This window comes from Candidatus Palauibacter sp. (assembly GCF_965197445.1).
Lineage (GTDB): Bacteria > Gemmatimonadota > Gemmatimonadetes > Palauibacterales > Palauibacteraceae > Palauibacter.
In genome coordinates this window covers 558,977-576,421 of sequence record NZ_CBDANE010000004.1, presented here as the reverse complement: position 1 = coordinate 576,421, position 17,445 = coordinate 558,977, and the positions used below count along the sequence as shown (strand labels likewise).

At 68.8% G+C, this 17,445-nt stretch carries 21 protein-coding genes; 19 read left to right on the top strand and 2 right to left on the bottom strand.

The window, feature by feature from the left end:
* Positions 1-2: 2 nt before the first annotated feature.
* From coaBC to secG, 12 genes are all read left to right on the top strand, one after another.
* Positions 3-1,223: a bifunctional phosphopantothenoylcysteine decarboxylase/phosphopantothenate--cysteine ligase CoaBC gene (coaBC, locus tag ACN9M6_RS06445; RefSeq protein WP_419162087.1), complete on the top strand. Its 1,221-nt coding sequence runs from the start codon at positions 3-5 to the stop codon at positions 1,221-1,223.
* Complete coding sequence (locus ACN9M6_RS06440; RefSeq protein ID WP_419162086.1) at positions 1,220-2,020, top strand: uracil-DNA glycosylase; 801 nt, start codon at positions 1,220-1,222, stop codon at positions 2,018-2,020. The genes coaBC and ACN9M6_RS06440 overlap by 4 nt, the downstream gene beginning before the upstream one ends.
* Positions 2,013-3,398, top strand: coding sequence for a replicative DNA helicase (dnaB, locus tag ACN9M6_RS06435; RefSeq protein ID WP_419162085.1), 1,386 nt, complete (start codon positions 2,013-2,015; stop codon positions 3,396-3,398). The genes ACN9M6_RS06440 and dnaB overlap by 8 nt, the downstream gene beginning before the upstream one ends.
* A complete protein-coding gene (ispD, locus tag ACN9M6_RS06430) occupies positions 3,398-4,096 on the top strand; it encodes a 2-C-methyl-D-erythritol 4-phosphate cytidylyltransferase (RefSeq protein WP_419162084.1) in 699 nt (232 codons plus the stop codon). The genes dnaB and ispD overlap by 1 nt, the downstream gene beginning before the upstream one ends.
* A 15-nt stretch (positions 4,097-4,111) precedes the next feature.
* On the top strand, positions 4,112-4,855 hold the full coding sequence (locus tag ACN9M6_RS06425) for an L-threonylcarbamoyladenylate synthase (RefSeq protein WP_419162083.1): 744 nt from the start codon (positions 4,112-4,114) through the stop codon (positions 4,853-4,855).
* Positions 4,852-5,316 carry a low molecular weight protein arginine phosphatase gene (locus ACN9M6_RS06420; RefSeq protein WP_419162082.1) on the top strand — a complete coding sequence of 155 codons (465 nt, stop codon included), beginning with the start codon at positions 4,852-4,854 and terminating at the stop codon, positions 5,314-5,316. The genes ACN9M6_RS06425 and ACN9M6_RS06420 overlap by 4 nt, the downstream gene beginning before the upstream one ends.
* Positions 5,313-6,131: a shikimate dehydrogenase family protein gene (locus ACN9M6_RS06415; protein ID WP_419162081.1), complete on the top strand. Its 819-nt coding sequence runs from the start codon at positions 5,313-5,315 to the stop codon at positions 6,129-6,131. The genes ACN9M6_RS06420 and ACN9M6_RS06415 overlap by 4 nt, the downstream gene beginning before the upstream one ends.
* A gap of 10 nt (positions 6,132-6,141) precedes the next feature.
* Complete coding sequence (locus ACN9M6_RS06410; RefSeq protein WP_419162080.1) at positions 6,142-6,963, top strand: ComF family protein; 822 nt, start codon at positions 6,142-6,144, stop codon at positions 6,961-6,963.
* Between the two features lie 20 nt (positions 6,964-6,983).
* On the top strand, positions 6,984-8,012 hold the full coding sequence (gene gap, locus ACN9M6_RS06405; protein WP_419162079.1) for a type I glyceraldehyde-3-phosphate dehydrogenase: 1,029 nt from the start codon (positions 6,984-6,986) through the stop codon (positions 8,010-8,012).
* A 20-nt stretch (positions 8,013-8,032) separates the two neighbouring features.
* Positions 8,033-9,235, top strand: coding sequence for a phosphoglycerate kinase (locus tag ACN9M6_RS06400; protein WP_419162078.1), 1,203 nt, complete (start codon positions 8,033-8,035; stop codon positions 9,233-9,235).
* Complete coding sequence (gene tpiA / locus ACN9M6_RS06395) at positions 9,232-9,996, top strand: triose-phosphate isomerase (RefSeq protein WP_419162077.1); 765 nt, start codon at positions 9,232-9,234, stop codon at positions 9,994-9,996. Before ACN9M6_RS06400 ends, tpiA begins: the two co-directional genes overlap by 4 nt.
* Positions 9,997-10,060: 64 nt before the next feature.
* Positions 10,061-10,489, top strand: a complete 429-nt coding sequence (secG, locus tag ACN9M6_RS06390; protein ID WP_419162076.1) for a preprotein translocase subunit SecG — start codon at positions 10,061-10,063, stop codon at positions 10,487-10,489.
* 7 nt (positions 10,490-10,496) lie between these two features.
* Here secG and ACN9M6_RS06385 read toward each other — a convergent pair whose 3' ends face one another.
* Complete coding sequence (locus ACN9M6_RS06385) at positions 10,497-11,129, bottom strand: ribonuclease H family protein (protein WP_419162075.1); 633 nt, start codon at positions 11,127-11,129, stop codon at positions 10,497-10,499.
* A 101-nt stretch (positions 11,130-11,230) separates the two neighbouring features.
* Here ACN9M6_RS06385 and carA point away from each other — a divergent pair, with 101 nt between their 5' ends.
* The 3 genes from carA (at position 11,231) to ACN9M6_RS06370 (ending at position 13,691) form a co-directional block, all read left to right on the top strand.
* A complete protein-coding gene (gene carA / locus ACN9M6_RS06380; protein WP_419162269.1) occupies positions 11,231-12,358 on the top strand; it encodes a glutamine-hydrolyzing carbamoyl-phosphate synthase small subunit in 1,128 nt (375 codons plus the stop codon).
* 67 nt (positions 12,359-12,425) lie between these two features.
* The gene (gene sppA / locus ACN9M6_RS06375) at positions 12,426-13,331 is read left to right on the top strand and encodes a signal peptide peptidase SppA (RefSeq protein ID WP_419162074.1); all 906 of its coding nucleotides are present in this window, start codon (positions 12,426-12,428) and stop codon (positions 13,329-13,331) included.
* 60 nt (positions 13,332-13,391) lie between these two features.
* Positions 13,392-13,691, top strand: coding sequence for an HU family DNA-binding protein (locus tag ACN9M6_RS06370; protein ID WP_419162073.1), 300 nt, complete (start codon positions 13,392-13,394; stop codon positions 13,689-13,691).
* 33 nt (positions 13,692-13,724) lie between these two features.
* On the opposite strand, the gene ACN9M6_RS06365 is transcribed toward ACN9M6_RS06370, so the two are convergent.
* On the bottom strand, positions 13,725-14,897 hold the full coding sequence (locus tag ACN9M6_RS06365) for a pyridoxal phosphate-dependent aminotransferase (RefSeq protein WP_419162072.1): 1,173 nt from the start codon (positions 14,895-14,897) through the stop codon (positions 13,725-13,727).
* A 104-nt stretch (positions 14,898-15,001) separates the two neighbouring features.
* Between ACN9M6_RS06365 and ACN9M6_RS06360 the strand changes: the two genes are divergently transcribed.
* The 4 genes from ACN9M6_RS06360 to moaA all read left to right on the top strand — a co-directional run bounded on the left by ACN9M6_RS06360 (position 15,002) and on the right by moaA (position 17,435).
* A complete protein-coding gene (locus tag ACN9M6_RS06360) occupies positions 15,002-15,277 on the top strand; it encodes a hypothetical protein (protein ID WP_419162071.1) in 276 nt (91 codons plus the stop codon).
* The gene (locus ACN9M6_RS06355; protein WP_419162070.1) at positions 15,274-15,528 is read left to right on the top strand and encodes a MoaD/ThiS family protein; all 255 of its coding nucleotides are present in this window, start codon (positions 15,274-15,276) and stop codon (positions 15,526-15,528) included. Before ACN9M6_RS06360 ends, ACN9M6_RS06355 begins: the two co-directional genes overlap by 4 nt.
* Before the next feature lie 2 nt (positions 15,529-15,530).
* A complete protein-coding gene (locus ACN9M6_RS06350; protein ID WP_419162069.1) occupies positions 15,531-16,064 on the top strand; it encodes a molybdenum cofactor biosynthesis protein MoaE in 534 nt (177 codons plus the stop codon).
* Positions 16,065-16,454: 390 nt separating this feature from the next.
* Positions 16,455-17,435: a GTP 3',8-cyclase MoaA gene (gene moaA / locus ACN9M6_RS06345; RefSeq protein WP_419162068.1), complete on the top strand. Its 981-nt coding sequence runs from the start codon at positions 16,455-16,457 to the stop codon at positions 17,433-17,435.
* Positions 17,436-17,445 lie beyond the last annotated feature (10 nt).

The window sequence follows — 17,445 nt, the reverse complement described above, 5'->3', positions numbered from 1 at the left end:
CCGTGCGACCCTTTGACGGTCGTCGCGTCCTGCTCGTCGTATCCGGCGGGATCGCCGCCTATAAGAGTGCGATCCTCGCGCGCCGCCTGATCGAGGCCGGCGCCGCCGTCGAGGTGATCCTGACCGAATCGGCCGAGCGCTTTGTCGGACGCGTGACGTTCGAGGGAATCACGGGGGGTCGTGTACACACGTCCCTCTGGAATCGGCCGCTGGCGCACCTGGATCTCGGGCGCGAAGCCGATGTCGTCGTCATCGCGCCGGCGACCGCCGACCTGATCTCGAAGCTTGCCACCGGTGCCGCGAGCGATCTGGCGACGAGCACCGTGCTGGCGGCACCGGGACCGGTCATCGTCTGCCCCGCGATGAACACGCGGATGTGGGAGCACCCGGCTACGCGCGCGAACGCCGTGCGCCTGCTCGATTTCGGCTACGCGATCGCGGGGCCGGCCGATGGTCCGCTGGCGGAGGGCGAGAGCGGGCCTGGACGGCTCCTGGAGCCCGAGGAGATCGTACCCCTGATCGGCCGGACGCTGGAGCGGGCGACCGGGCTCCGCGGACGCGCCGTTGTCGCTACCGCGGGGCCGACCCGCGCCGCGCTGGATCCGGTCCGCTTCGTCTCGAACCGCTCCTCCGGTCGCATGGGGTTCGCGCTTGCCGAGGCAGCGTGGCGGCGTGGCGGCGACGTGACGTTGATCAGCGGACCCAGCCAGGTACCGAGGCCTGCCGGACCGCGGCTCGTCGAAGTCGAGACGGCCGGAGAGATGCTGGCGGCATTGGAGAGCGCCTTGACGAACGCGGACATCCTGCTCATGGCCGCGGCGGTGGGCGATTTCGAGCCGGCGGTGGAAGCCGCCTCCAAGATCACGAAGACGGGACACGGACTCGAGGTCACACTGCGCGCAGGGCCCGATCTCTTGATGGAGACTCGGGACTTCCGCGCGGAAAACGGCATCTTCACCCTCGGCTTCGCGCTCGAGACGGACGACCTCCTCTCCCGCGGACGCGAGAAGCTGGAGCGCAAGGGGATGCAGCTCGTCGCGGTGAACTCGGCACTCGAGCCCGACGCGGGGTTCGAGTCCGAGACGAACCGCATCACACTGATCGACCGGACGGGTGCCGCCGAGGAGTTGCCGCTGGCGAAGAAGACCGAGTTGGCGGACCAGTTGCTCGATCGCATCGAAGCGTCGATCGAAGCGTCGATCGAAGCGGCGGCGGGATCATGAGCCCGCAGGATGCGGTCGCGCGGTCGCTGGCCCGCACGTTCCTCGAGCAGACGCTAGCCGCCGAGGGCGACGCGCTGATGCTCGAGCGCGCCACGCGGGTGGAGATCGTGCGACGGCTCACTCTCGCGCAGGGGGCCGGGCGGCCCCGGCTCCGCCCCACGCCCGAAGCTGCGGTCCCGGTCGCGGTCCCGGTCGCGGTGTCGGAGGCGGGGATTGCGGAGGCGCCCGACCTTGAAGCGCTGGCGGCGCTCGTCGCGGCCTGTTCCCGGTGCGCGCTCCACGAGTCGCGCAGGAACGCGGTGTTCGGAGAAGGGGCGGCCGATGCGCGTGTCGTGTGCGTGGGCGAGGCCCCCGGCGCACGCGAAGACGAGACGGGCCGACCCTTCGTGGGCCGAGCCGGCAACCTGCTCGACCGACTGCTGGTGTCGATCGGCCTGCCGCGCACCTCGGTCTATATCTGCAACGTGCTCAAATCCCGGCCGCCCCGGAATCGTGATCCGCTGCCCGAGGAAGTCGCGGCCTGCTCGCCATATCTCCTCCGGCAACTGGCGCTCATCCGACCCGAAGTGATCATCGCGTTCGGCGCCTTCGCCGCGCGCACTCTGCTCGAGACGAGGTCCGCGCTGGGTCGGCTGCGCGGTCGGGTGCACCGGTACTCGGGGTATCCCGTCGTGGTCACGTACCACCCGGCCGCGCTGTTGAGAAACCCGGGCTGGATCCGGCCGACCTGGGAAGATCTGCAGATCGTGCGCCGCATGCTCGACGGCGCCGGAGATCAGGAGGCCCGAGGTGGCTGACACCGCGCTCAGCCTCCCCGGCGACGCCATCGAGGCTCGGCGAACGCCCTGGTCCGAAGAGGCCGAACTGTCGGTCCTCGGCGCCATGCTCATCGATGGGGACGCCGTGGCGGTCGCGCTCGAGCACGTTGACGACGCGGCCTTCTACCGCGAGGGGAATCGACGGATCTTCCGCGCGATGGTGCGCCTGTATGGCCGCGGCGATGTGATCGACGCGGTCACGCTCGCCGACGAGTTGAAGACGGCGGGCGAACTCGATGCGGTCGGGGGCATGGCCTACGTCGCGCAGCTGGTGGACGCCGTGCCCACTGCCGCCAACATCAGCTACCACTGCCGGATTCTGCGCGACAAGTCCGTCCTCCGGCGGCTCATCTCCAGCGCCACGGAGATCATCCAGGACGCCTACGAGGCACCTGCGGGCGAAGTCGACGAGACGCTGGATCGAGCCGAGCAGCGGATCTTCGAGATCGCGCAGGCGGAGGAGCGCGGTTCGTTCATCCGCATCAAGGAAGTCCTGCGGTCGACGATGGATCGGATCGACGAACTGACACGGAACCCGGGTTCGATCACCGGTGTCGCGTCAGGGTTCTCCGAACTCGACCGAATGACGGCGGGCTTTCAGCCGGCCGACCTCATCGTGCTCGCCGGCCGGCCTTCGATGGGGAAGACGGCGCTCGCCCTGAACATCGCCCAGCACACGGCGATCGATGAAGACGTACCGGTGGCGATCTTCTCGCTCGAGATGTCTCGTGATTCGCTCGTGCAGCGGATGCTGTGTGCCGAGTCGAAGGTGGATTCCAGCCGGGTCCGGACCGGCCGGTTGTCGACCGACGACTTCACGCGGCTGGCCCGAGGGGCCGGCCACCTCAATACGGCTCCGATCTGGATCGACGATTCGCCCGGAATCTCGCCGATCGAACTTCGCGCGAAGGTTCGACGGCTGCATGCGGAAGTTGGGTTGGGGCTCGTCGTGCTCGACTACCTGCAGCTGATGTCGGGTGGGGGCCGGGCCGAGAATCGACAGCAGGAGATCAGCGCCATCTCGCGTTCGCTAAAGGGGATCGCGAAGGAGGTCGGCGTGCCCCTGCTCGCGCTCTCGCAGCTCTCCCGGGCGCCTGAGCAGCGCGAGGGCAACCGCCCCCGGCTCTCGGACCTGCGGGAGTCGGGAGCGATCGAGCAGGACGCCGACGTCGTGCTCTTCATCTTCCGTGAGGAGATGCACCGCAAGCCCGAAGAAGTGGAGGAGAAGGGGTTGGCCGGAAAGGCCGAACTCATCGTCGGGAAGCAGCGCAACGGGCCCACTGGGAGCGTCGACCTCTACTTCCACAAGGCGTTCACGGCCTTCGAGTCCGTGAGCAGACGGGCGGAACCCCACTAGTGCGCGTCGGGGCGGTCATCGTCGCGGCGGGGCGGGGCAGGCGATTGGGGGCCGAGGGACCCAAACAGTTCGTGGACCTGGGGGGCGAGCCGTTGCTTGCCTGGTCCGTGCGGGCGTTCGCCGGCCATCCGGATATCGAGCGCGTTGTCGTCACTCTGCCGGCGGAGTGGGCGGAGACCCCGCCGAAGTGGCTGCCGGACGGCGTCTCCGTGCATGCGGGCGGCGTGGCGCGGGCGGATTCGGTGCGGATCGGAGTCGGCGCGCTCGCGGGCGAGGTCGAGGTCGTCCTCGTGCATGACGGGGCGCGGCCCTTTGCGTCGGCCGGACTCATCTCCCGGGTTGTCGAGGCCGGAAGGCGGGGCCCCGCGATTCCCGTGATCGGGCTGGACGACACTGTCAAACGGATCGACGACCGCGGACGTGTCATCGAGACCGTACCACGTGAGGATCTTCGGCGCGTCCAGACGCCGCAGGGGTTCCCCGCCAAGGTGCTGGCGCAGACACATGCTCTCGCGGATGCGGCGGCGTGGGGGAAGCATGACGCGGCCGGGATGACGGACGACGCAATGCTGTGTGAACGTCTCGGGATCGACGTGTCTACGGTCGAAGGTGATCACTCGAATCTCAAGATCACGACGCCGCGTGACCTGTCCATCGCGCGGTGGATGGTTGAGAGCGGCTTGATCCCGAGCCGCTAGACTTCCGGCGGCCGAATGTTGTTGCGTCAGCGAGGCGGGGGCGGGATCGATATCGCAGCGGTGAAGTGGTACGAATGGGGCGAGTCCGAGGCTGCGACCGGGGTCGCTGCGGCCTCGGTGTGCCGCCGCTCGGGCACCGTGCTGGCAGAGGGAGTTGCCGCCTTCGATCGGGCGGTGGCGCTCCTCGATGCGCAGGGGGTCGTGGCGCACCCGACATCCACGGTCTATGGGATCGGGGGACGGCCGGACCCCGCGGTCGATGCGCGCATCTCCGCGATCAAGCAGCGTCCGCTCGCGCCGCTGATTCGACTCGCCGCGAGCCGCGACGCGCTCGTGGAAGCTCTACCCGCCGTGCGGTGGACCGGCGCGGCGCGGCGGCTCGCCGATGCCTTCTGGCCGGGGCCGCTCACGCTGGTCCTGGATGACGGGAGCGAGGCCGGGGTCGCCGCACGGGTCGACACCCACCCGGTCGTGCGGCGGCTGCTCGAGCGCGCCGGGGGACTGCTGACGTCGACGAGCCTGAATGTGACCGGAGGGCCTCCGGCGCGGACGCGCCGCGAGGCGCGTGATGCGCTGTCGTCGATGCGGCCGGAGGGTCCGGTCGGGTGGCTGGACGCGGGGGACCTGGGAGATTCGCCTCCGTCGACGCTCGTCCGGTTGCGCGACGAAGGGGTCGACGTGCTGCGCGAGGGAGCCGTCGCGGCGGTCGGCATCGAGCGGGTGCTGCGCGGAGAGGGCCCGCGCGGCTCGATCGGGTGAATCTGCTCTTCGTGTGCACGGGCAATACCTGCCGGAGCCCACTGGCCGAGGTCATCGGACGGGCCGAAGCCGAGGCGCGTGGCCTGTCGGAGATCTCCTGTACGTCGGCGGGCATGTTCGCGTTCCCGGGCAATCCGGCTTCCGACCCCGGAATCGCGGTGGCGGCAGCACACGGACTCGATCTCGCGACGCACACATCCCGGGAGCTATCGGCCGAGCTGCTCGACTGGGCCGACCTGATCATCGGTATGGAAGCATCGCACGCCGAAGCGGCCGCGCGCTGGGACCCGGCCGCTTCGATCCACGTGATGACGGACTTCCTGCCGCGGGACGATGAGCGAGTGGGCGCCGGAGTGCCGGACCCGTACGGCGGCGACATCGAGACGTACGAGGAGACCTGGGCGCTGCTTGAACTCGCGATGCGCGGATTGTTCGACCGGATCGGCGAGACGTCCCCGTGACCCTTCGCTACGTGCTTCTTGGCGACCCCGTCGACCATTCCATTTCACCCGCCCTGCACCGCGCGGCCTTTGAGGCGTGGGAGCTTGATGCGGACTACGCGGCCTGGTCGGTCGTTTCCGACGAAGTCGAGAAAGCCATGCGGCATCCGGATCTGGCGGGAGGCAACGTAACGCTCCCGCACAAGCTGCGTGCGGCCGCGGCGCTTACGCGGCCGAGCGGCGCCGTCCGCGCGACGGGGGCCTGCAACTGCTGGTGGCGGCTTGCCGACGGTGACCTCGCGGGCGACAACACGGATGTCGGGGGTCTGGGCTTCGCGCTCGAGAGGCTCGGGTTCGACCCCCGGGGCGCGCGCGTGCTCCTGCTGGGGGCCGGCGGTGCTGCCCGAGGCGCCGTCCACGCGCTGCTCGAGGGTGGCGCGTCTTCCGTCGAGGTCCTCAACAGGACGGCTGCCCGGGCGCAGGCTCTGCGCGCCGCGGTGGGTGGGGAGGCCCTGCGGGTCGTCGAGACGCCGGATCCCGGCGCCGCCTACGATCTGGTCCTGAACGCGACGAGCCTCGGGCTTTCGGCCTCTGACCCGCTGCCGTTCGCGCTGGACCGGGGACGGTTCGCCCTCGCCTGCGATCTGGTGTACTCGGCCGGCGAGACGCCGTGGGTTCATCACGCCCGCTCGCTCGGCATCCGGGCGCGGGATGGCCTCGATATGCTCGTGGGCCAGGCGGCGCTGTCGCTCAAGTGCTGGTTCCCGGGGCGCGCACCGCCGGTCGAGGCGATGCGCGCGGCGGCCGTGGAGGCGCTCGACACCCGCGCCCGGTGATCGGGCCAAGGTGCGTCTGACCCGAACGCAGCGGGCCCGCCCGCTTCGGCGTCTCGGCCGCACGGCCTCCGCGGCCTTCGACGCATTGGTGCCGGCGGCGTGTGTCGGTTGCCGTCGGGGCGTGGCCGCTGCCGGCCCCCCGTTGTGCGCCTTGTGCCGGTCGCGGATGCCGCGGTTGCCGGCACCCCGCTGCCCGCGCTGCGCCCAGCCTCTCGGCAACATCGCGGCTGCAGCCGGGGAGCCGGTGCGCTGCGGCACCTGCGAATCGTGGCCCGAAGTGCTGATCGCGGCCGACGCACCGTTCGCCTTCGATGGCCTCGCCGCGCGGACGGTACGCGCCCTCAAATACGACCGCTGGTGCGCCATCGCGCCCTGGATGGCCGCCTCCATGGCCACCGCGGTGGAGACCGTGGTGACCCGGCTTGAGGGCCCGTCCGCTCCCTGGCTGGTGCCGGTGCCGCTCGCGCCCGCCCGGCTCCGGGAGCGCGGCTTCAATCAGGCCGAGGCACTTGCGCGTGGTCTCGCGGACGGTGGCCTCGGCCCCCTGCACTGTGTGCTCGAGCGGCGGCCGGGAGGCGGACGCCAGGCGGGTCTCCGCGGCGCCCTGCGCCGGGCCAACGTGCAGGGGCGCTTCCGGTTGCGCGCCGGCTCCATCGGCGACGATCGAACGGCCATCATCGTGGATGACGTGCTCACGACCGGGGCGACCGCCATCGCATGTGCCGAGGCCCTCGCGGAGGCTGGATTCCGCCGCGTGGCGACCGTTAGTTTTGCGCGCACGTTACGTCCCCTCGACGGAGACGATTCACCGACAGGGGCTTATCGTCCATAACTCCCCATAAAGGAATCCCAATGAGTGTGAGGGTTGGCATCAACGGTTTCGGCCGCATCGGCCGGAACATCCTGCGCGCGGCGCTCGAGAACCCGCGCGGCAACGTCGATTTCGTCGCGATCAACGACCTCACGGATGCCGCCACTCTGGCCCATCTGTTCAAGTACGACTCCGTGCACGGACGCTTCGGCGGCGAGGTTCGCGTGGACGGCCCCGACCTGGTCGTGGGGGATGAGCGGGTGCGCGTCCTGTCCGAGCGCGATCCCGCCGACCTGCCGTGGTCTGAGTTGGGCGTCGATGTCGTGATCGACTCGACCGGCATCTTCCGAAAGCGCGAGGACGCCGGCCGCCACATCACCGCGGGCGCGAAGAAGGTCATCATCTCCGCTCCGGGCGTCGAACCCGACGTCACCCTGGTGCTCGGGGTCAATGCCGAGGCATACGACCCGGACAGGCATCACGTGATCTCGAACGCGAGCTGCACGACGAACTGCATCGCGCCGGTCGTGAAGGTGCTGCTCGACGAGTTCGGCTTCGAGCGGGGGTTGATGACGACGGTCCACGCCTACACGAACGGACAGCAGCTGCTCGACCTCCAGCACAAGGACCTGCGCCGGGCGCGCGCGGCCGCGCTCTCGATCATCCCTACGACCACGGGCGCGGCCAAGGCCGTGGGGCTGGTCCTCCCTCAGGTCAGGGGAAAGCTGGACGGGATGGCGATGCGCGTCCCCACGCCGGATGTGTCGATCGTGGACCTCGTAGCGACCGTTTCACGCGAGACGTCGGTCGATGAGATCAATGCGGTCTTCCGGGCGGCGGCGGCCGGCCCACTGGATGGAGTACTCGAATACACCGAGGAACCTCTCGTATCCGTCGACTTCACCGGGCACCCGGCCAGCGCGATCATCGACGCGCAGTCGACATCGGTCATGGAGGGCACGCTGGTGAAGGTCATCTCCTGGTACGACAACGAATGGGGATACTCGAACCGCTGCGTGGACCTGGCGAGCTTCGTCGGAGAGCGCCTGCCTATGGCCGTCGGGGTCTGAACCGGCACGGAACTCCTTCGATGGCCAGGACTCTGAGAGACCTCCCGGCCGACCTGGCCGGGAAGCGGGCTCTCGTGCGCGTGGACTACAACGTCCCGCTCGAGGCGGGCGAGGTCGCCGACGCGACGCGGGTCGAGGCGTCGCTGCCCACGCTGCGGTGGCTGCTGCTGCGCGGCGCCCGGCCGGTTCTGCTCTCGCACCTCGGCCGGCCGGGGGGGCGTCCGAATCCCGCCTTCTCGCTCGCACCCGTGGGCCCGGTGCTCGCCGGCCTCCTTGGGGTCGGCGTCGACTTTGCGGCCCCGTGTGATGGCGAGTCGGCGCTGCGTGCGAGCCGGGAGCTTGTGGCCGGCCGGATCCTTTTGCTCGAGAATACGCGCTTCCTGCCCGGGGAAGCGGCGAACGACCGCGCCCTGGCCGGGCGGCTCGCCCGGCTGGGCGATTTCTTTGTGAACGACGCCTTCGGAACCCTCCACCGCGCCCACGCCTCGACGACCGGCGTGCCCGGGCAGCTTCACCCCTCTGCCGCCGGGCTGCTGGTTGAACGGGAGCTCAAGGCGCTCGGCGTGCTTGCCGATCCACCTCGTCCGTTCGCAGTCGCGTTCGGTGGCGCCAAGATCGGAGACAAGATCGACCTCATGCGGCGTTTCCTGGAGCGTGCGGATTGCCTCCTGGTTGGAGGGGCCATGGCGAACACGTTCCTCCGGGCACGAGGGGTCGACACCGGGGCCTCGCTCGTCGAGGAGACCGCGCTGGATCTTGCCCGCTCGATCCTGTCCGAGGCCGAGGAAAAGATTCGGCTGCCTGTCGATGTGACGGTCACCAGCCGCGCCGGGGATCCCGGAGCGAAGGTCGAGGAGGTGCCGGTGGACGCAATCGAGCCGGGGATGGCCGCCGTCGACATCGGTCCGGAATCGCGCGCCCGGTACGCGACGTCGTTGCGGGGCTGTGCGTCGTTCTTTTGGAACGGTCCCATGGGATTGTTCGAGGATTCACGGTTCGCGGCGGGGACCTTCGCCCTCGCGGAGGCCGCGGCGGAGATCACGGCTGCCGGCGCGTTCACGGTGATCGGCGGGGGTGACTCGGCTGCGGCTGTTCGGCGGGCCGGCCTGATCGGCGGCGTTTCGCACGTCTGTACCGGAGGTGGCGCCGCGCTCGAATATCTTGGGAGCGGTCGACTGCCAGGGCTCGACGCCCTCTCGAGCCGCGAAAGGAATATGCCGTGAGTGAGCTGCGCGCGCCCGTGTTCGCCGCGAACTGGAAGATGTGCCACGGCCCGGCCGAGACCGGGGCGTTCATGGAGCGGTTTGTGGCTCGGTACCCGCCGCGCGATGATGCCACTGTGGTCGTGTTCCCGCCGGCCATCAGCCTGCCGGCGTTCGCGGTGGCGGCGGCCGACAGGCCAGACCTCCAGTTCGGCGTACAGGACGTACATACGGAGGTCGCAGGCGCGCACACGGGCGAAGTCTCGGCCGCCATGGTACCGGCGACGGGCGCCACCTGGGGTCTGGCGGGCCACTCGGAACGCCGCCGTGAGTTCGGCGACACGGACGCCGACGTGGCCCTCAAGTTGAGGCGTCTTCTCGAAGCCGGTCTGCGTCCCGTCCTCTGCGTAGGGGAGACGCTCGAGGAGCGGGAGGCGGGGCAGCTGGCGACCGTGATCGAGAGACAGATTCATGGGGCGCTGTCGTCGATCGATGCCGCTGGCCGGACCCGCCTCGTCTATGCCTATGAGCCGGTGTGGGCCATTGGGACGGGACGTACGGCGAGCCCCGAAGATGCGGCGGAGGCGCACGCCATCGTTCGCGAGCAGCTCTCGGCGGCCGGGGCCGGCGATTCGGCCCGAGCGGTCATCCTGTACGGCGGTAGCGTCAAGCCCGCCAATATCGGGCAACTGCTCGCGGCGCCGGGCGTGGACGGGGTGCTGGTCGGCGGCGCCAGCCTCGATCCCGACAGCTGGGCGGCGATCTGCGCGGCCGGCCGGTGACCCAAAACTGGCCGAGCACCGCCGCCGCCTCTAGCTTAGCGGCTGATCCAACCACAGCGGGTAGATGATGTTCACGTTCCTGATCGTAGTGATTGCCCTGATCGCGCTCCTTCTGTGCGTGATCATCCTGATTCAGGCGGGGAAGGGGGGCGGGCTCGCCGCGTCCTTCGGCGGCGCCTCGTCTTCCACCGACTCGTTCATGGGTGGGCGGCAGGCGGCGAACGCACTGACGAAGATGAGCTGGTACGGCGGAGGGAGCTTCCTCTTCCTGGCGCTCGTCCTGGCCGTCCTGTCGGCCCGTACGGACTCGGCTCCCGAGTCGATTCTGCGCCAGGGGATGCCAGGCCAGCGGAACCTTCCCGAGGCGCCGGCCTCGCTCCTGGAAGCGCCGCCCGACCTCGGAGCTGGCGGGGCGGTGGAGGACGAGTCGGGCGAGGAGCCCGCGGGGACCGAGGGCGATCCGGACTCCGGCAGCGGAGATCCGGGCCAGTAGCCGGCTGCTAGATCGGGGGCGGCTGCCGATCCGGGTGAAACGCCTCGTCGGGCAGGTCCAGGAAGTCTGTGAACTTCCCCTTTTCCTGCGCTTCCGCCACCCAGCCCTCGAAGCTCGAAGGAACGAGCCCGCCGGTACCGCGCCGCTCTCGGGCCGCCGTGATCGCGAGCGTGTGGGCGTAGACGTTCTTCACGTCCTCCGCATGTCCCCGTGTCCAGCGCCACTCGACCCGGTGGCGTGCCGCCGCCCGCGAGAGCTCTTGCCAGAGGTCGAGGTTCTCGATCGGACCGCCCTTGCGTCGCCATCCGCGCCGGGCCCATCCGTGGACCCACTCCTTCATCCCCCGAACCAGATACTGGCTGTCGCTGGTGAACACCACTCGGCAGGCCTGTCGCAACGCGCCGAGACCGACGATTCCGGATACGAGCGCCATGCGATTGTTCGTGGTATCGGGATCGAAGTGGGCGAAGTCGCGCCGATGCCACCCGCGCCGTTCGTCGAAGCGTTCGATCAGGCCCGCCGCGGCGCCCGGATTCTCCCGGTCCTCGAACTGGTTGCCGAGGCACGATTCGTCGGCGAAGATATGGACGAGCGGAGCTTCGGCCTGGCCCTCCCGACCGGGTCCGGAGTCGGTTCTCACCGCGCCTCCCCTGGCTTCGAATCAAGGTGCGCGCGGGCCGAGGACCGAACCCCCGATGCCCGCACGTTCGACCGCCACATTGGACGCGCCCCGTGACCGACATGCAAGCACGCCCCGGATACCTGCTGCTGGAGGATGGCCGGCGCTTCGACGGGAGGTACGTCGGACCCGAGGCCGAGACCGCCGGGGAAGCCGTTTTCACCACCGTGATGACGGGATATCACGAGGTCCTGACGGATCCCTCGTTCGCGTCCCAGATCGTGGTCATGACCGCACCCATGCAGGGAGTCTACGGTATCCGCGACCCGGACGTTCAGTCGCGGCGTCCGTGGGTGGCGGGGTTCGTCGTCCGTCACCTCTCGAGCGATATCGGATCCGGCCCCGCCGACGCGACGCTCCCGGAGTACCTGGCCTTGCACGGCATCCCGACCCTCATCGATGCGGACACACGGGCGCTCACGCGTCACATCCGAGATGCGGGAGCGATGCGGGCGGTGCTGGCGCACGAAGGAATCCCCACCCGGCAGGCCGCGGAGCGGCTGGCGGCCGAGCCCGAGATGTCGGGTCGCGATCTGGCGACCGCCGTATCGACTCCGGAGCCCTACGAACTCGCGCCTCCGGCGGAGACAGCGGTCCACGGCCTCGTGCTCTGCCTTGACTATGGCGTCAAGACCCGAAGCCTCGACCTGTTCCTGCGCGAGGGATACCGCGTGCGCGTCGTCCCCTGCGACACGGAGCCGGCCGATTTGCTTTCGGCGCGGCCGGACGGTGTGTTCCTCTCCAACGGCCCGGGCGATCCGGAAGCCGTCCCGGGCGCGGTTGAACGAATCCGGGCCCTCAGCGATGCCGGGATCCCCCTGTTCGGGATCTGTCTCGGGCACCAGCTCATCGCGCGGGCGTTCGGGGCCCGGAACTACAAGCTCCCGTACGGCCACCGCGGCGGAAACCATCCGGTTCTGAATTACGGTACGGGCGCGGTGGAGATCACGTCGCAGAATCACGGCTTCGCGGTCGAGGAGGAGGACGGGCGCATAAAGGACGGCGACGGACTCGAAGTCACGCACCGGAACCTCAATGACGGTACGGTCGAGGGACTTGTCCACCGGGAGCGGCGCGTGTTCGCCGTGCAGTACCATCCCGAGTCGGCACCTGGTCCGCACGACAGTCGGTATCTGTTCAACCGCTTTGTCGAGACGATGCGGGAAACCGCAACTTCGGCAACACGTTGAACGACGGCGTCGTGTTCTCTACGTTGCGAGCCGCCGCGGCACCGGGACCCCCCTCTCGAAACGCTTCGTGAACGTGGCTTACGACAAGCGAAACACCGTGATCGTGCTCCTCGCGCTGCTCGGCATCTTCGGCGTGGGTGCCGCCCTCTCATTCGGCTGGCTGTTGGCGGGAGCCGGCTGGTTCGCCGGAGGGAGGGTCGCGGTGGTCCCGCTTCGCGGAACGATTGTCGAGGAGTCGGGCTTCACGCGAGTCCTCAAGTCATTCCGCGAGGATCGGAGCGTTCGCGGTTTCGTCATCGAGATCGAATCACCGGGAGGTACGGTCGGGGCCTCGCAGGCCATCTTCGAGGCCATCCGCGATCTCCGGGAGGACGACGACCGACCCGTCCTCGCCTGGATGGGCGATGTGGGAGCGTCAGGCGGATATTACGCCGCGGTGGGCGCGGACAGCGTGTACGCGCTTCCCGGCACGATCACCGGTTCGATCGGCGTCATCATGGAATTCCCCAACGCCGAGGAATTCTTCCGCAAGGTGGGTCTCAGCTGGGAAGTGGTGACGAGCGGCCCGCACAAGGACATGGGCGGACTCGCGCGCCCGCTGTCGCCGGCGGACCGCGAGATCCTGGAGACACTGGTGCGCGACGTTCACGAGCAGTTCGTCGACGTGGTGGCGGAAGGCCGAGGAATGGACCGAACGACCGTGCTCCAACTCGCGGACGGTCGCGTGTACACCGGTCGGCAGGCGCGCGATCTGGGGCTGGTCGACCGTCTCATGACTCTTGACGAGACGATCGCCCACGCCGGCCGGCTGGCAGGTCTGGGATCGAATCCCTCCGTGGTCCGGCCACGAGAACCGAGGGTGGGTCTGTTCGATCTCCTTAGGGGCGTCAGCCTCGGAGAGGCGCAGGGTTGGCTTCAGACGCTGCCATCGCTGCGTCCGGCTGCGCCAAGGCTCCTCTATGAGTGGAGATAGTCGCTCCGGATCGGAGCGAACCAGATAGGTGGGGGTTGCTAACGTTCGGAGGAGAGGGAGATGACGAAGGCGGATCTAGTCGAACAGGTGCACGACGCGATCGGGCCCGGCGTGACGAAGAAGGATTGTGCGGCGGTCGTAAACGCGTTCCTGAACGCCGTCAAGAACGCCGTCGTAGGGGGCGAACACATCGAGATTCGCGGATTCGGCACGTTCAAGGTGCGACAGCGCCGGACGCGCATGGCGCGGAATCCGCGTACGGGTGATCCGGTGCGGGTGCCGGAGCGCAGCGTACCGGTCTTCAAGCCCTCACGCCTCCTTCGCGAAGACGTCGCCGCAAGCCAGGAGAACCGGGGCTGAACGGGTGGCCGGGCCGCCTGCCGCCCGGCCCCCTCAGCCGAAGAAGTCGGCGAGGCGCGTCATTCCTTCCTCGAGGACTTCCGGCTCCACCGCGAAGTTGAAGCGGAGGTACCCGGGTGAGCCGAAGGGCTCCCCCGGCATGCAGGCCACGGAGGCCTCGACGAGAAGCTGCTCCGCGACCGCGAGCGAAGAGGCGGCCGGGTCTGCGAGGCGCCCGTAGAAGTAGAGTGCGCCATCCGGCGGCTTGGCCTCGATCGCGCCGATCCCGTTGAAGGCGGTCAGGCCGAGGTCCCGCAGCCGGGCGAGCTTCGAGACGAGATCCGCGACGAATGCCTCGCGAGCGCCGCTCTCTCCCAGCGCGGCCGCGGCGGAGTACTGGGACGGTCCCACCGCCCCGGAGGTGGTCTGCCCCTGCAGATCCGACATTTTCCGGACGAGATCGGGCGGGCCGACGGCATAGCCGATCCGGAACCCCGGCATGCAGAACGCCTTCGAGAGCCCGTCCAGGAGCACCGTCCGCTCGCCGCGCTCGGCGACGTCGAACACGGACGGCGCCGGACCGTCGTATGAGAGCCGGCGGTAGATCTCGTCGGAAAGCACCCAGATCCCGTGCCGATCCGCCCACATCAGGATGTCGCGCAGGAGATCACCCGGGATCACCGCGCCGGTCGGGTTGCCCGGACTGTTCAGCATCAGTCCGCGAGTATGGGGCGTGCGGGCCGCCTCGAGGTCCTCGACGGAAGGGAGAAACGCCGTGTCCCACCCCGTGTCGATGACGACCGGCTCAGCGCCGGAGAGGCCGACGATTGCCGGGTAGCTGGGCCAGTACGGAGCGGGAACGAGCACCTCGTGTCCCGGCTCGAACAGAGCGTAACAACAGTTGAACAGCGCCTGCTTGACCCCGGCCCCCACGATCACGGAAGCCGGGTCCACAGTCGCGGATGCCGTCGTCTCCCGCAGATAGCGGGCGATCGCGTCCCGCAGCTCCGGAAGACCCGCCGTGGGCGGATAGCCTGTCTTCCCCTCTTCGACCGCCCGGATTCCGGCCCGGGCGGCGTACGCGGGGGCCGGGTACTGGGGCTCTCCAGCCGAGAGGTCGACGACGTCGACCCCGTCGGCCTTCAGCTTCCGGGCACGCGCGGCGAGGGCCAGCGTAGGTGAGGCCTCGAGTTGTGCGACGTTTGAAGAGAACTCCGGAGTGGGCACGATTGAACGTTCCTGACGAGGGTTGACGGTGCGGTTGCCGAGTTTGAGAGAGACGGGGTGCGGCCCTATTCTTCTCGCGGGATGATGGTATGCAGGGAGAACCGATGACGACAGAGACCGGAAGCACTCTTTCGCCCGCCGAGGTACTCGGCGTCGTACGGGCATTTTTCCTCGGCGCGGATCGAATCGTCGACGCCTGGATCGATACCGAGAGCGACACCCACATCTCGCTCTGCACGTTCCGGGGCAATCTCTCCGTCGCGGCTTTCGCGGACCCGGAGCAGCCCGGGGCGACCCGCGTGAGGGTCACCACCCTGCGGGAAGAGGGGATCGTGCCCCGCCTCCTGACCCATCTGTCGCTTGCCGGAGGGTGGTCGTGACGGAGCGAATCTCGATCCGCACCCTCTTCTTCGGCGTGTACGGAGAGCTGGCGAGAGGCCGGGAGGGTTCGGCCGAACTCGCGGTGGACAGCACCGTGGAGGATCTCGTGGAGACTCTCCGGGGGGGCGGCGGCTTCGATTGGCTCCCCGAACGTGTGGTGATCGCGGTCAATCAGAGTTACGCGGAATCCGGCACACCGCTCGCCGATGGCGACGAAGTCGCCCTGATCCCTCCTGTGGCGGGCGGCTGACGATGACCCCCGCGCAGGACGAGGCAGGCGCCGACGACGGCCGGGTCCGAGCCAGGATCACGAGGGAGAGCCTCGACGATCTCGGCCAGTTCGACGACTTCGGTTCCGAGGCGGATGGAGCCGTCCTCGTCTTTCAGGGGCGCGTGCGCGAGACGAACCGGGGACGCTCCGTTTCCAGTCTCACATACGAGGCGTACGGAGAGATGGCGGAGCGCGAACTGGAGGCAATCTGCCACGAAGCGCTCGGGCAGTTCGAGGTGGGGTCGGTGTCCGCGGCGCATCGTGTCGGTCATCTCGGGCTGAGAGAGGTGAGTGTCGTGATCGCGGTCGCGGCGGCGCACCGCGACGCGTGCTACGAAGCCTCGCGGTGGATCATCGAAACGGTTAAAGTGAGATTGCCGGTCTGGAAGCACGAACACTATGCCGATGGCGGTTCGCACTGGGTGGGCGCACGGCAGACAGAGTCCGGCACGGCGGCACCTGCTTCGGGCGGGGTGAACGGAGATCACGTCGGCCGGGACTATCCCGGCGAATGACGTTAGATGACATGGTTGCACGAACGGATGGCCGAGGCACCTCGGGAGCGGATGACTTCCGGCTCGGCCTCCAGAACGAGGAGAGCACGCCATGTTGAAGATGGTGCGGAACCTGCTGGTTGTCTGTCTGATCGCGACGGCCGCGTTCGCCGGTGATTGCGGCGACGACGACAACATGATGATGGAGGACAGCGTCTCGCTCACGAGTTAGACCCGTCCGTTTCGGGGGAGAGTCGGTGGGAATCGACTCTCCCCCACCTTCTCAAAGCGCCCAGGAGAACCGAGTCGGGACCAGCGACCCGACCGCCGCCGGTATAGCTTGAGGGTGGTGGGGCTTGGCCCTGTTCTTTCCACGAAGCACGGAATCAGCAAACCCTCATCCCCGGTGCCATGAGAGACCAGTTCGGCCGCAGTATCCGGTATCTCCGCATTTCGGTCACCGACCGGTGCAACCTCCGGTGCACGTATTGCATGCCGGAAGAGGGACTCGCGTGGATCCCCAAGCCCGCGATGCTCGCCTACGAGGAGATCACCGAGATCGTCCGACAGATGGCGGATCTCGGCCTCGAACGGGTCCGGATCACGGGTGGGGAACCGCTCGTCCGCAAGGATCTGCCCGACCTCGTTCGGATGATCGCCTCAGTTCCCGGAATCAACGACCTCTCGCTCTCCACCAATGCGATCCTTCTGCCGAGATTCGCCGAGGCGCTGCGAGAGGCGGGGGTGGACCGGGTGAATGTCAGTCTCGACACGCTCGACCGGGAGCGGTTTGTCGAGATCGCGCGGCGGCCGGCGCGGCGCTTCGATGAGACGCTCGCGGGGCTCCAGGCCGCCGAGGAGGCGGGCTTCAGCCCGATCAAGATCAACTGCGTCATCATGCGGGGTCTCAACGACGACGAGGTGGCTGATTTTGCCGAGATCACGCGCGAGCGCCCGTGGCACGTGCGCTTCATCGAGGTGATGCCTGTCGGAGAGAACCTCCACCTCACCGACCGTTTCATTTCCGCGGACGAGGTGCTCGACCGGATCCGTTCCATCGACCAGTTGCTGCCGGACTCCGGCCCTTTGGGGAATGGGCCCGCCGTGTACTACCGCTTCCCGGGAGGCGCGGGCACCGTGGGGGTCATCACGCCGCTCTCCCACAACTACTGCGAGCGGTGCAACCGCATGCGACTGACGGCCGACGGCAAGCTGCGAACCTGCCTGTTCGGCGATCACGAAGTGGACCTCAAGGGCCCGCTGCGCGAGACGGGCAGCATCGCGGACGCGGTGGCGCGAGCGCTGGCCGGCAAGCCGAAGCGCCACTACCTGGAACTGGGCACGGCGGCCGGCAGCGGCGGCCTCGCCGCGCTGAGCCAGGTCGGCGGCTGATGGGCTCGGC

What these genes read in the sequence shown, in the direction of transcription:
- ACN9M6_RS06440 (WP_419162086.1), top strand. Translation starts at nt 1,220, where the DNA reads ATGAGCCCGCAGGATGCGGTCGCGCGGTCGCTGGCCCGCACGTTCCTC.
- ACN9M6_RS06425 (WP_419162083.1), top strand. Translation starts at nt 4,112, where the DNA reads ATGTTGTTGCGTCAGCGAGGCGGGGGCGGGATCGATATCGCAGCGGTG.
- gap (WP_419162079.1), top strand. Translation starts at nt 6,984, where the DNA reads ATGAGTGTGAGGGTTGGCATCAACGGTTTCGGCCGCATCGGCCGGAAC.
- ACN9M6_RS06400 (WP_419162078.1), top strand. Translation starts at nt 8,033, where the DNA reads ATGGCCAGGACTCTGAGAGACCTCCCGGCCGACCTGGCCGGGAAGCGG.
- secG (WP_419162076.1), top strand. Translation starts at nt 10,061, where the DNA reads ATGATGTTCACGTTCCTGATCGTAGTGATTGCCCTGATCGCGCTCCTT.
- carA (WP_419162269.1), top strand. Translation starts at nt 11,231, where the DNA reads ATGCAAGCACGCCCCGGATACCTGCTGCTGGAGGATGGCCGGCGCTTC.
- ACN9M6_RS06370 (WP_419162073.1), top strand. Translation starts at nt 13,392, where the DNA reads ATGACGAAGGCGGATCTAGTCGAACAGGTGCACGACGCGATCGGGCCC.
- ACN9M6_RS06360 (WP_419162071.1), top strand. Translation starts at nt 15,002, where the DNA reads ATGACGACAGAGACCGGAAGCACTCTTTCGCCCGCCGAGGTACTCGGC.
- ACN9M6_RS06350 (WP_419162069.1), top strand. Translation starts at nt 15,531, where the DNA reads ATGACCCCCGCGCAGGACGAGGCAGGCGCCGACGACGGCCGGGTCCGA.
- moaA (WP_419162068.1), top strand. Translation starts at nt 16,455, where the DNA reads ATGAGAGACCAGTTCGGCCGCAGTATCCGGTATCTCCGCATTTCGGTC.